Origin of the sequence: Streptococcus suis (genome assembly GCF_019794615.1) — a bacterium.
GTDB lineage: Bacteria > Bacillota > Bacilli > Lactobacillales > Streptococcaceae > Streptococcus > Streptococcus suis_AI.
This window is the reverse complement of sequence record NZ_JAIMDU010000050.1, coordinates 1-13,142: the sequence shown is the minus strand read 5'-3', so window position 1 is coordinate 13,142 and position 13,142 is coordinate 1. Positions and strand designations below refer to the sequence as shown.

At 41.7% G+C, this 13,142-nt stretch carries 15 protein-coding genes; 2 read left to right on the top strand and 13 right to left on the bottom strand.

Annotation, left to right across the window (positions count from 1 at the left end; all coding sequences use genetic code 11):
* Positions 1-200 precede the first annotated feature (200 nt).
* From jag to K6V43_RS10675, 8 genes are all read right to left on the bottom strand, one after another.
* Entirely contained in the window at positions 201-1,205 is a 1,005-nt protein-coding gene (jag, locus tag K6V43_RS10710; RefSeq protein ID WP_024391603.1) for an RNA-binding cell elongation regulator Jag/EloR, read from the bottom strand.
* Positions 1,206-1,223: 18 nt separating this feature from the next.
* Positions 1,224-2,036 (bottom strand): YidC/Oxa1 family membrane protein insertase, encoded by an 813-nt coding sequence (locus K6V43_RS10705; RefSeq protein ID WP_222383075.1) that lies wholly within the window; start codon positions 2,034-2,036, stop codon positions 1,224-1,226.
* Entirely contained in the window at positions 2,020-2,379 is a 360-nt protein-coding gene (gene rnpA / locus K6V43_RS10700; RefSeq protein WP_024391601.1) for a ribonuclease P protein component, read from the bottom strand. Before rnpA ends, K6V43_RS10705 begins: the two co-directional genes overlap by 17 nt.
* Before the next feature lie 70 nt (positions 2,380-2,449).
* Positions 2,450-3,844 carry an argininosuccinate lyase gene (gene argH, locus K6V43_RS10695; RefSeq protein WP_222383074.1) on the bottom strand — a complete coding sequence of 465 codons (1,395 nt, stop codon included), beginning with the start codon at positions 3,842-3,844 and terminating at the stop codon, positions 2,450-2,452.
* A 13-nt stretch (positions 3,845-3,857) separates the two neighbouring features.
* Positions 3,858-5,051: an argininosuccinate synthase gene (locus tag K6V43_RS10690; protein ID WP_024391599.1), complete on the bottom strand. Its 1,194-nt coding sequence runs from the start codon at positions 5,049-5,051 to the stop codon at positions 3,858-3,860.
* Between the two features lie 191 nt (positions 5,052-5,242).
* A complete protein-coding gene (locus tag K6V43_RS10685) occupies positions 5,243-5,791 on the bottom strand; it encodes a hypothetical protein (RefSeq protein WP_222383073.1) in 549 nt (182 codons plus the stop codon).
* Positions 5,792-5,861: 70 nt separating this feature from the next.
* On the bottom strand, positions 5,862-6,389 hold the full coding sequence (locus tag K6V43_RS10680) for a transcription repressor NadR (RefSeq protein ID WP_024397302.1): 528 nt from the start codon (positions 6,387-6,389) through the stop codon (positions 5,862-5,864).
* Between the two features lie 102 nt (positions 6,390-6,491).
* A complete protein-coding gene (locus K6V43_RS10675) occupies positions 6,492-7,367 on the bottom strand; it encodes a VOC family protein (RefSeq protein ID WP_222383072.1) in 876 nt (291 codons plus the stop codon).
* A gap of 120 nt (positions 7,368-7,487) precedes the next feature.
* On the opposite strand from K6V43_RS10675, the gene K6V43_RS10670 reads away from it, so the two are divergent.
* A complete protein-coding gene (locus tag K6V43_RS10670; RefSeq protein ID WP_222383071.1) occupies positions 7,488-8,030 on the top strand; it encodes an NUDIX hydrolase in 543 nt (180 codons plus the stop codon).
* Here the strand turns inward: K6V43_RS10670 and K6V43_RS10665 are convergent.
* Positions 7,977-8,267: a hypothetical protein gene (locus tag K6V43_RS10665; protein WP_222383070.1), complete on the bottom strand. Its 291-nt coding sequence runs from the start codon at positions 8,265-8,267 to the stop codon at positions 7,977-7,979. The two genes, K6V43_RS10670 and K6V43_RS10665, sit on opposite strands and share 54 nt — an antisense overlap.
* Before the next feature lie 60 nt (positions 8,268-8,327).
* Between K6V43_RS10665 and K6V43_RS10660 the strand changes: the two genes are divergently transcribed.
* A complete protein-coding gene (locus K6V43_RS10660; RefSeq protein WP_222383069.1) occupies positions 8,328-8,690 on the top strand; it encodes a helix-turn-helix domain-containing protein in 363 nt (120 codons plus the stop codon).
* Between the two features lie 36 nt (positions 8,691-8,726).
* On the opposite strand, the gene mmuM is transcribed toward K6V43_RS10660, so the two are convergent.
* The 4 genes from mmuM to K6V43_RS10640 form a co-directional block, all read right to left on the bottom strand.
* The gene (mmuM, locus tag K6V43_RS10655) at positions 8,727-9,674 is read right to left on the bottom strand and encodes a homocysteine S-methyltransferase (RefSeq protein ID WP_222383068.1); all 948 of its coding nucleotides are present in this window, start codon (positions 9,672-9,674) and stop codon (positions 8,727-8,729) included.
* Positions 9,675-9,685: 11 nt separating this feature from the next.
* A complete protein-coding gene (locus tag K6V43_RS10650) occupies positions 9,686-11,062 on the bottom strand; it encodes an amino acid permease (RefSeq protein ID WP_222383067.1) in 1,377 nt (458 codons plus the stop codon).
* A 155-nt stretch (positions 11,063-11,217) separates the two neighbouring features.
* A complete protein-coding gene (gene gltX, locus K6V43_RS10645) occupies positions 11,218-12,672 on the bottom strand; it encodes a glutamate--tRNA ligase (protein ID WP_222383065.1) in 1,455 nt (484 codons plus the stop codon).
* A gap of 278 nt (positions 12,673-12,950) precedes the next feature.
* Positions 12,951-13,142: hypothetical protein (locus tag K6V43_RS10640; protein WP_222383063.1), on the bottom strand; the 192-nt coding region annotated here is incomplete at its 5' end.

The following is a 13,142-nucleotide window of genomic DNA, read 5'->3' as shown; positions in this document are numbered from 1 at the left end:
GTCAAAAAACAGAACTTAGTCTGAGACTAAATTCTGTTGATTTTATGCAGTTTTCTCAGAGTAACTTCTGGAAGAACGGGAACTAGAACTTACTTTGAGAATTTACCAGAATCCAAAAATCAGCCAATCGGAACAAATATTTTTCTTCATATTTAATAAAAAGAGAGGAACACTTCATCCTCTCTTTAAACATTTGATAATTAATCACGATTTCCTTCGATGTCTACGACAACGTATCGATTAGGCTCGCTACCTTCTGAATAGCTTGTCAATCCATCCATTTTTGAAATGATGCGATGGATTATTTTGCGCTCATTACTAGACATAGGATCTGTATGATAAGCTTCTTGCTCGCTTATCACACGCTCTGCCAGTTTTTGAGCATATCCCTGTAGTACCTCTGCACGGTGCTCAACATAATCATTAACATTGATAGTGATATAGAAATTACGTTCATATCGATTATACAAGAAGTTTTGTGCTAAGAGTTGCAAGGCTTTTAATACTTTACCATGATAACCAATGACACGACCAGGCTCGTTTGTATCGACTTGAATGTTAATAGTTCGTCTATTGTGACTTGTCTCGATACGAGCCTCTACATCCATATCATCCAAGATTTCTTGAACATATTCTGACACTTCAGCTACAACTTGTTCAATGTCATACTGTGATTCCACCTTAATATCAATATCAGCAAATTCAGAAGTTGATTCACTTTGATTTGTGGTAGCAGGTTGGTCTTGAATTGTTTCATCGACAAGCTGATCCGCAGATGATGGATGAAGCAGTTCTTCTGGTAAAATCTCTATGCGACCTGTCTCTTCCAGAATTGTAGTTGCCTCTTTTTCATTTTTTAAAATCTGAGCCTTGATATCCTCTTCAAGCGTTTGTCCAGATTTTTCAAATTCTTTAACAGCAGCAACAACTTTTCCTAGGTCAATTGTCGCTTCTGAGACACTTTTAACTGGCTCATTCAACTCATTAATTTCAGTTGGAACTCCACGAACAGCTTTTTGATTAGCTTTCACTACCGTTGTCTCATTGATGACATCAATGTCAACAATAGCTGGCTTTTTCCCAAAACCGAGGAAGCCTTTTTTCTCACGCGCAACTACAGTAATATGTGCTTTCTTCCGAGGAATATTTAACTCTACCAAGCCATTTTGAATAGCTTCTTCAACACTTGATCCTGTAAATTTCATTTTCTCTCTCCTAGAATCCTATTTCTTTTTCTTGGCCTTTTTCTGAGCCTTTCGCTTCTTAGACTGAAGTTCTTTCTCCGCATCAATTTTGGCTTGACGCTCCGCTATTATTTTGAACGGATTATTAAATACTAAAGTTTGAACAACTTGATAAGCATTTGATACAGTCCAGTATAAGGATACCCCGCTCGCAGCCGGCAAAGCAAAGAAAAAAATCATGACTGGCATGGCAAAAGTCATAACTGTCATAGCCATATTTTTTTCAATTGCAGACTTGTTGGTCAACCATGTGCTGAGGAATGTGAAACCAGCAGCCAGAACAGGCAAGACAAAAATCGGATCAGGTTCCCCGAGATTTAACCAAAGAAAATGACCAACTTTCAAGGCTTCAACGCGTGTTAGAGCTTGGAAAAGAGCCAATAAGATTGGCATTTGAATGAGAAGCGGAATCATAGACGATCTCATACTAACGCCGTTTTCTTTGTAGAGTGCCTGTGTTGCTTCATAAAGTTGTTGGCGACTCTCCATATCTGTTCCTGGATATTCAGCTTGTAGCGCTTTCAACTGCGGTTGTAACTCTTGCATCTTTCGCGAAGAATTAATCTGTATTTGGAACAAAGGCAATAACAGGGTCCTAATCAAAATAGTAAATAGGATAATCCCTACTCCAATTTGACCGTTGATGGACAAGAATTGGATGACACTAGCGAACCAATAGATTAACTGGTCCCATGCACCAGACGACTGGCTAGTTACTGGACCTGTCCCACAGGCTGTCAATACAAACAGGGACGCCGCGAGTAAACCAACCCACTTAGCTTTCTTTTTCAATCTCAACACCTTCCTGATAAAGTTTGGCAAGTTTTAAAACATGGAGAAGATTTTTCTTAATTTCCTGATAGTTTAATTCTTCAACACCCTTACGAGCAATGACAACAAAATCATTCGTTACAAGTTGTTCCTGATGCTCAATAAGAACATGCCGAATTTTCCTCTTAATCTTATTCCGCGTGACAGCGTTTCCTAATTTTTTACTGACAGAAAGCCCTACTCGGAAATGCGGTTGTTCTTTCGCTAGCCAATAGACTACAAATCGACGATTTGCCACATTATTTCCTTTGGTGAAAATGTCATTAAAATCTCGTTCACGCTTGACACGATAGCTTTTTCTCAAACTCTCACTCCATCTTTCAAAATTACTACTATTATACCATAAAATTCAAAAAAGCCAATAAACATCACGTTTAGAGGCCTTTTGAAGCTGATAATTGCTCTTTTGCTTGCTGAATTTGCCAGCGAATGGATTCAAAACCGGTTCCTCCAAGCGAATTTCTTCGTGAAACTGCCGTTTGAGACTCTAAAGCTGTATATATATCCGGTCCAATAATAGATGAAATTTCCTGATAACGTTCTAAAGGAACATCCTGTAAATAGTAGCCAGCTTTACTACATTCCAAGACCAGTTTTCCAACAATCTCATGCGCCTGACGAAATGGTAGACCCTTGCTAGCCAAGTAATCTGCCAACTCTGTAGCATTCGAAAAGTCCTTCTCAGTTGATTGAGCCATTCTTTCCTTATGAACTGTCATAGATTGTAGCATACCTGCCAAAATATCGATAGATACCAAAATTGTTTCCGCACTATCAAACATTCCCTCTTTGTCTTCCTGCAAATCCTTGTTATAAGTCAACGGTAAGGATTTCATGACTGTCAGTAGGCCAACTAAGTTCCCATAAACTCTACCTGTTTTCCCCCGAATCAGCTCAGCCATATCTGGATTTTTCTTCTGAGGCATGATGGAAGAACCTGTTGAAAAGGTATCCGATAAAGTAACGAATTGGTATTCATGTGAGCACCAATTAATGATTTCCTCACAGAGACGAGACATATGCATCATCAAAATGCTCGCATTTGATAAGAATTCCAAGATAAAATCCCTATCTGATACAGCATCTAAGGAATTTGAATAGGGATGAGAAAAACCCATTAAGTCCGACGTTAGTTGACGATCGATTGGAAATGTAGTTCCTGCCAATGCTGCCGCACCAAGTGGAGATATATCTGTATGCTGAATGTTGAATGCAAAACGCTCACTGTCACGGCTGAACATATTGTAATAGGCCAACATATGCTGAGCAAAACTAATTGGCTGAGCATGCTGTAAGTGGGTATAGCCCGGCATAACCGTCTCGATATGCTCTTGTGCAAGATTGACCAATGTCTGGCGTAGATTGGTCAATTTATCTACTATTTGGAACAAGGTATCCTTCAAATAGAGATGCACATCTGTTGCAACTTGATCATTACGAGAACGTGCTGTATGCAATTTCCCTGCCACTGACCCGATCTTCTCAGTCAGGAGACTTTCGATATTCATGTGAATATCTTCGTTTCGAATATCAAATACTAGCTTTCCAGCTTCATATTCATTCAGAAGTTCTTCCAGACCAACCTGTATAGACCGAGCTTCTTCAAGGCTAATAACACCTGTTGCCCCAAGCATTTGTACATGAGCTAATGACCCTTGAATATCATACTTAGCCAGTTTTTGATCAAAGCGAATGGAGGCTCCGAATTCTTCAACCCATTCCTCAAGACTGGCCTCAAAACGACCACCCCATAACTTCTTTGCTTCCATAAGCTCCTACTTTCTAGTTCTTTTTATGAATTTCTGCATTCACTTTGGTTGGTAATCCCCAAAGCTTGATGAAACCAACTGCAGCATCTTGATCAAATGTATCAGCACTTGTATAGGTTGCCAAATCTTCATCATACAGAGAATTTGGTGATTTTCTGGCAACTACTTTCGCTGATCCTTTATACAATTTCACTTTTGCGGTTCCATTCACGACTGATTGAGTTGCTTGCAGATAAGCTTTCAATGCCTGTGTTGCAGGGTTGAACCACAAACCATTGTAAATCAGATTCGAGAGTTCATTAGATACAATTGGCTTAAAATGAGATACTTCACGCACTAGGGTTAAATCTTCAATTTCCTTATGAGCTGTTAAAAGAGTAATGGCTCCGGGACACTCATAAATTTCACGTGATTTGATCCCAACTAACCGGTTTTCAACATGGTCAATTCGTCCAACACCATGCTTACCAGCAATGACATTGAGTTGTTGAATGAGATTGGCAAGGCTGAGCGTTTCTCCATTGATAGCAACTGGGACACCAGCCTTAAATTCGATATCTACATACTCAGGAAGATCTGGTGCATTTTCTGGAGAAGTAGTGATTCCAAAAGCATCTTCTGGTGCTTCATTCCATGGATTTTCTAATACACCACATTCATTAGCCCGGCCCCAAAGATTTTGGTCAACTGAATAAGGGCTATCCAAATCTGCTGGAACCGGAACACCATTTTCCTTGGCAAATAGGATTTCCTCTTCACGCGCCCACTTCCATTCACGAACAGGTGCTACAACTTTCAAAGTTGGATCCAAAGCCGCAATAGCTACTTCAAACCGTACCTGGTCATTTCCCTTCCCTGTACAACCATGAGCGATGGTCGTTGCACCAGTCTTGTGCGCCATCTCCACTAACTTTTTAGAAATCAGAGGGCGACTAAGTGCTGATACTAGTGGATATTTTTGTTCATAATATGCATGAGCTTGTAGGGCAGGCAAAACGTATTCTTGAGCAAATTCTTCTTTCACATCCAAAACATGCGATTCAATTGCACCGATGGAAAGGGCCTTGTCATGAATAAATTCGAGATTTTTCCCTTCACCAACATCCATACAAACCGCAATGACATCATAGTCTTTTTTCAACCATGCAATCGCAACTGAAGTATCAAGACCACCTGAATAAGCTAGGATTAATTTTTCTTTCGTCATAAGCATTCTCATTTCTATTTAAATTAGCAAATAAAACTTAGTGACTATTATAGTGTATATTTATACTTTTTGCAACATATTTATACACATTTTTTAAAAAAATTAAATAAATCTCGTACATTTACAGAAAAAACAAGAAAAAGCCAGAGAATTTTCTCCGACTTCTAGACTATATTTTATCTCAACTCACATTAAAGTTGATAAATTTTCCGTTCTTTCAAGATTTTCCAAAAATAATATGCCAAACTAAAATCGAGCAATCCATGAAGTGCAGAACCTAGACCAACTAAGCCTAGCATAGTCATCCAATAAGTATCTGAAGTCTGCCCGCCCGAAGTCAGGGCCATGACCACAATATACTCCCCTAAGCCATGAAGTAGATTGAGACCAATCCCTAATATGAAGAGATGCTTAGTGTCCATAAAACTTGGAAATCGTTTTATTAAAAAAGCTCCCAGAGTAAGAAAAATCAAGTGGGTTAATGCACGAAATACGATGACAATAGGAAATCCTGCTAAAAAGAAGCCTAGACTGGAGCCCAATGCTACCAATATGGCCGTTGCTGGTGAAATAAACATTGCAATAAACAACGGAATATGACTAGCAAGTGTGTAGGATGCTGGACCAATAACAATTTTAATTGGCATCATCAATGGAATCAAAATAGCAAATGCAGTAAGAATCGCACTGATGGAAAGCTGCTTGACGGAACTTTTAGATGATAGTGTTAATTGGGACATAATGAACCTCTCTTTCTATAGGTTCGATTATAAACCAAAACATTACAGGTGTCAAGACACCTGTAATGTTTTATTGATTTTCTAGCAAAATTCCTGCAGCCTTTAATACCAAAGAAAGTTCTTGGTAGGCTTGAACCGAGGGAAATGAGACAGTATGAGTATGAACTCCTTCTGTTAAATTACTCAATAGTACTCCTTTATAATGACTCAAATCATCTAAAAAACGGTCCCGATCTTCAAAACTGGTAATATTTAGTTTGCCAGATAATAGCCCGTAAATAGGATGTTCAATTTCGACATCAAGGATTTGAGCTCCTCCCTCTAATAGGATAGTCAACTCTTTTTCAACATCTTCTGGTCCATGTTGACAAGCTATTTTACGAATATAAGCTCCTTCAAGAGGCGCCAGAGAAGACTGCAGTAGGTAGCCTCTCGGAGTCGCCAAAACCAGATCCCCCTCTGCTCGAAGCAAGGCTATATCTCCCACAATCACCTGCCGGCTCACTCCAAATTCTTTTGCTAGGTAATTCGCTGAAAGTGGTTGAGATGTTTCCTGTAAAAGTGATAAAATGTGCTTTCGTCTTTCTATTGCTTTCATGTGGTCTCCCCTCTACTTTCTTTCATTATACCAAAAACCGAGCCAATTCATTCTTGTCTAATAAAAAAACAGAAACTGAAACTCAGTCCCTGTTACATCTTATTAATCTAATAAGGCTTGAATAGATGCGATATCTAGACGCTTCATTGTCATCACCGCCGCATTGACTACCTTGACTTTTTCTGGGTTAGCCGTATCGTAGGCTTCCATCAAAATCCGCGGCACAATCTGCCAAGAAATCCCAAACTGATCCTTGGCCCAACCACAAATTTCTGCTTCTGGAACTGCCGATACCTTCTCATACCAACTATCCGCTTCTTCCTGACTATCCACATAGACCATTAGCGAAAAGGCTTCGTTAAAAGAGGCCACACCACCATATCCATGGTCCATGGTGATAATTTTTTGGTCTCCGATTAAAAGCTCCGCATAATTCAACTTGGCAGCAGCAACCGCAGCTTCACCTTCGCCATAGTAAGACAAGCGACCAAGACGAGCTTGAGGCAACTTATCCTTGTAATAATCTAGCATAGGTTGGGCTAAACCGACCTGGTCCTGCGAGAAGAGCAGGCAGATGTCGAAGCTATAGGGCACATCCAAATCGGGTTCATACGAAAGCTGCCAAGACAGACCAAAGCGGTCTTCCAGCCAGACATAATAAGGGCTGAAGGGATATTCTGCCAATGGCATAAGCACACGACCACCGTCTGATAGCGCCTCATAAAGACGGCTTACGTCGTCCTTACTAGCTACATTTACCATGAGCGACATAGACTCATTGAGTTTGAAATAAGGCCCTGCACTAATAGCTGCCAGGGTCATGTCACCCAGCTGGAATTGAACCAAATCCGCATTACCTGATGGCGTATCCGTAATGGTATAGGTCCAGTCAATCTTGCCTCCGAAAAGGTCCACATAGAACTCTACAGCTTCTTTTACCTCTGTATCGTACCAGAGATGAGGAATAATAGTTTGCATCGATTTCTCCTTTGAATTACTAGGGTTAGTATAGCATTAGTCCGTACAAAAACAAAACAAGTTGCTTTGCACTTACAGATATGCTATACTGAATAACTACAAAATTGACAGGAGAATGAAATGGAAACTTGGAACGCCTACACAGCCGACGGTCACTTGACCGACCATACCCTCACACGCGGAGAAACCATTCCCGATGGTCTCTACCACCTAGTCGTCGAGTGTATCATCCGCCACCACGACGGCAGCACCCTCTTCATGAAGCGCGACAGCACCAAGCCCTCCTACCCTGACTATTATGAAGCGACAGCAGGAGGCTCGGCCTTGTTTGGGGAAATAGCAGAGCAGGCCATTTTACGCGAAGTCCGCGAAGAGACAGGCATTGAACTGACAGCTGACCAACTCCGCCACCATGCACACTTTGTCGCCCATGATGACCAGTGTATCTTCCACTGCTACTGGGCAGAAACCAATTGGGACAAATCTGCTATCCAACTCCAAGCCGAAGAAACTAGCAACTTTATCTGGATCCCACAGGAAAAACTGAAAGATTTCCTGGAAACAGAGCTAGTCATTCCAAGGCAGAAAGACTATGTGGAGAGGTTGTTTTTAGAACAAGAACAGGGCAAGAGCGAGAATGAAACTCAGCAAAACATGAGATAAAAAGTGACTGAGACGATTTCTCCCAAAAAGAATGCGACCACCTAAGACACGCACACCGCAAGCCAAAAATAATCCAAAAATAAATCCCCAAACTGTCTGCCAGCCCAACAAACTGAGCAAGACTGGGCAAGCATATAAAACCAGTAACCAGCTAGGAAGTTGCTTACGATATACCCAAGCAGATAGCGGCAACAGCCCCAAATACAGCACAATCAAGCATTTAACAACAATGACCATATATAACCCCTTTCCCCATCAATGTATCATGAGGGGGTAAGGCACTGTCAAGAGGAGATTATGAAAACAGGACAAGTTATGAAACAATTTGGTATCAAACGTGATACGCTTCGTTTCTACATCGAACAAGGATTGCTACAGCCTCAACTGATTGACGGCAAATACTACTGGAACGAAGAAGAAATCAACAACCTAGAAAATATACTAGGACTTCGCCAGTTAGGCCTATCTGTTAAAGCTATTATCCGTATCAAAGAACTTCACGACACCAAATGTGGCAGTATCGAACAGCTAAAAGAAAACAAACAGGTCATACTGGATGAAATTGCCGACCGTGAAAAACAAATCCTCCTGCTCCAAGAACAGAAGGAAAATCTAGAAAATCTACTCCAGCAGATTGAGGAAAAACTACATAGTTTCTAGCAAAATCCCCGCCGTCACAGGACAGTGGGGATTCATTTATTTCAATCCAGCAACTAGACTTTCAATATCAGCTGGTCGGGTTCGGCAACAACCTCCAACCACTTTAGCTCCTAGCATATGCCAAGCAAGAGTATTGTCTAAAAGGCTGTGGCTATGGTCAGCTTCTTCTTTCCAGGTCTGAGTAGCTCCATCATATACCTCTCCAGAATTTGGATAGGTGACAAATGGTTTATTCGTTTTTTCTCTCAACTGACTGAGAAAGGCTGGGTAAAGAGACGGTGCTGTACAGTTAAGACCAACTGCTAAAACCTGCTCGCTGCTGTTAATCAGCTCTGCTATTTTCTCAATAGCCGTTCCGTCAGAAATCGACTGACCGTCCTGCGAGGTGAAACTGATATAGGTTTCTACCTTTGGAAAGTCCTCTGCCAGCAACTCTACCAAAGCCTGTGCTTCAAGAAAATTTGGAATGGTCTCCAAGGCCAAGAGTTCAGCCCCCTGTTCTAAGAGGAGCTCCATCCGACGACGATGAAAATCCTTCAACTCCGCTAAACTGATGTTCCCATAGTCACCTGTATATTCCGCACCATTGGCTAGATAGGCCGCGAAGGGACCGACATCTCCTGAAATAAGCGGATAGACCCTCTTTTCTTTTTCAGCCTCCGACAAGTCAGCCCAGACCTCGTCTCGAGCCTCCTTAGCCAAATCAACGGTCAAGCGAATGAGGTCCTCTGCCTCTGCTTGTGACAAGCCAACTTCTGCTAATCCTTCAAAGGTTGCCTGATAGGTGGAGGTTGTCACCAAGTCTGCTCCGGAACGAATATAATCCTTATGAATATTCTTGATATACTGGGGATTTTCCAATAGATACTTGGCGGACCATAGTTTACCTGACACATCATAACCTCTAAACTCCAACTCTGTTCCAAGGGCACCATGCAAAACGATGTATTCATTCTTTTCCAATAGTTCTTTAAAACGACCCATTCTAGGACCTCCTACCACTTTTTAAAGCGAATATAGTGATAAATATAGCAACCAATCATAAAAGGTACACCAAAGTAAAGACCGGCACGTTGAGAAGGATCCCAGCCGATTCCGATGATGGAAATAACCAGCAAAACAACTGTAATCCACGGCAAAGTCGGTGAAAATGGTGTCTTGTATTCCAATTCATCTTCGCTATGATTCTTCAAAAATTCACGTCGGAAACCAATTTGTGCCAAAGGGATTGCCAACCATGCAATGACAACCGCAAAGCCAGCAATAGAAACCAAGGCCAAAAAGATGGTATCTTCTGCATAAATCGATGCAATCAAGGCGATAACAACACCAACCATGGACAAAATCATACCACGCATTGGAACACCGTGTTTGTTGATTTTTACTAATTCCTTGCTAATCATGCCTTCGTTTGCCAAAGACCAAAGCATACGGCTTGAAGCGTAGAGCCCTGAAGTAGAAGCTGATAAAATAGCAGTCAAGATGATGAAGTTCATAATGTCTGCAGCGTAAGGGAAGCCAATCTTGTCCAATACAAGTACGAAAGGAGCCTCAGTAACACCTGCTTCTGACATAGGAAGTAGTGCTGCCAAAACAACAATCGTCAAAACAAAGAAGATGACCAACAAACCTATTGTTGATTTAATGGCTTGCGGCACTGCCTTCTTGGGATTGTCTGTTTCCCCAGCGGCAATTCCAATCATTTCAACACCGGAAAAGGCATAGTTAACTGACAACATGACCGAGATAAATCCAACTAGTCCGTTAGGGAGCAAACCGTCACTTGTGATATTGTTAAATAACGGCGCTGCATTGGTTCCTTCAAAAGGCAAAATACCAAAAATGGCTAAAATTCCGAGAACAATAAAAGCTGCAATAGCATAAACCTTGATTGACGACAACGCATCCTCCGCCTTGGCAAACCAGCCAACCGAAAGCGTATTCAAACCAAAGACAATGACCGCAAAAATCGTTGCAAAAATCCAAATCGGCACACTAGGAAACCAGCGTTGCATAAGCTGTGCTGCTCCGACGAACTGAGAAGCCAGTGCGACTACCCAGCAAAGCCAATACATCCAGGCCACCATAAAACCTGTTCCGGGACTGATGAACTTAGTAGCATAGGTATGGAAGGACCCAGTCACTGGCATGGCTACAGACAACTCCCCAAGCGAGAACATAACCAAATAAACCATGACAGCTCCAAATAGGTAGGCTGCAACTGCTCCAAAAGGACCTGCCTGAGCAATGGTGTAGCCCGAACTCAAGAACAAACCTGTTCCAATAACCCCACCGATGGACAACATCTGCAAATGGCGACTGTTCATCTCTCGATTGAAGGTACCTTCATTTTCAAAATTATGATTTTCCATACACTCTCCTAAATTATTGTGATTATTCTATCATATCATGGATTTTCAGAAACTGGTTATATCGTTTTCAGAGCAACTGTTATAGTTATCAGTTATAGCAAAATCCCCGCTATCACAGGACAGCGGGGATTCTTTAATAGTCTTAAATGATGACTTTACAAACTCTTTAACATATTATCAATATGCTGGATAGATTTTTCACGGCCAAGCAGGTAAATGGTATTTGGCAACTCTGGTCCGTGCATCTCGCCTGAAACGGCGATACGGATCGGCATGAAGAGGTTTTTGCCCTTGATACCTGTTTCTTTTTGAACAGCCTTGATTTGTGGGAAGATGTTATCTGGTTGGAAATCTTCGTCTGTCATGGCTTCCAATTTTTCCTTGAAGGCATTTAAAACAGTCGGAACAGTTTCTCCCGCCATCACTTCTCTTTCTTCCTCAGTCAATTCTGGGAAATCAGAGAAGAAAAGGTCTGTCAAACCAACAATTTCATCCGCAGAAGATAATTGTGGCTTGTAAAGTTCCACCAATTTTTCTGCCTTATCTGTCAAGCGACCCGCTTCTTCCAAGAATGGTTTGGCAAGGTTGAAAATAGTTTCCAAATCAGCATTCTTGATGTACTCATTACTCATCCAGTCCATTTTCTTCTGGTCAAAGGCTGCTGGTGACTTGCTAAGGCGTTTTTCATCGAAGAGTTGGATAAATTGCTCACGAGAGAAGATTTCCTCTTCACCACCCGGGTTCCAACCCAAGAGACCGATAAAGTTGAAGACAGCTTCAGGCATGTAACCCTTACGACGGTAATCTTCGATAAACTGAAGAGTGTTGGTATCACGTTTGGACAGTTTTTTACCAGTCTCAGAGTTGATAATCAAAGTCATGTGACCAAATTCTGGCGCTTCCCAACCAAGTGCTTCGTAGACCATGAGCTGCTTAGGTGTATTAGCAATGTGGTCATCTCCGCGGATAACGTGCGAGATTTCCATGAGATGATCGTCCACCACCACGGCAAAGTTATAGGTTGGATAGCCGTCACGTTTCTGGATAACCCAGTCGCCACCGATGTTGCCACCTTCGAACTCGATTTCGCCCTTAACCATATCATTCCATTTGTAGATACCTGTTTCATTGACAGCCAAGCGAACAGTTGGGACAATGCCAGCCGCCTCACGCTCTGCGATGTAGGCTGCTTTTTCATCTTCAGACATACCCAGGTATTCGTTGATGTAGCGAGGTGTTTCGCCCGCAGCTTCCTGACGCTCACGCTCTGCCGCCAACTCTTCCTCTGTCACGTAAGACTTGTAAGCCTTGCCTGAAGCCAAAAGCTCATCCACATAGGTTTGGTAAATATCCAAACGCTCTGATTGACGGTATTGCTCATGAGTTTCTGGACTCTCATCCCAGTCAATACCCAACCAACGCAGGTTTTCAAGCTGAGAACGCTCGCCGTCTTCCACATGGCGTTTGCGGTCTGTGTCTTCGATACGAATAAGGAAAGTACCGCCGTGATGACGGGCAAAAAGATAGTTGAACAATGCTGTACGGGCATTTCCGATATGTAAAAGCCCAGTTGGACTTGGTGCGTAACGCACACGAATTGGTTTAGTCATGATTCTCTCCTGTAAAATTTCATACTCAAAAAAATCAAAATCAAACGAACTTCGACTATCTGAGTGATAGTTAAAGGTGGAAATAAAATAATCCAGTGGAGTGCAACAGCTCAGGGAACTGGTTCAGCCGGTCACCTATAAACAAGTAAACGATCATAGAAGTCCAAACTTCCAATTGGGAGTCAAGAGACTGCTTCTAGTCGAATTCTTTCCCATTCCGTCAACCATGGTGTAGATTGACCCGCTACTTTTTCTTTTCAAGTAGCAGTCTGACAAGCTCAACTATGCCTGAATTTGATTTTCGCAGAGTAACAATCAAGAACATTATAGCACAGATATGAGTAAGAAAACAGAAAAATCAGCCTAGAATCATTCCCTTTGTTGTATTTTTCAAAACGCGCTCCTTTTTCTGACAAAAATATTTGGTTTAACTCTCTTAAACTCAAGAATTTTCCTCCACTGATGGATTG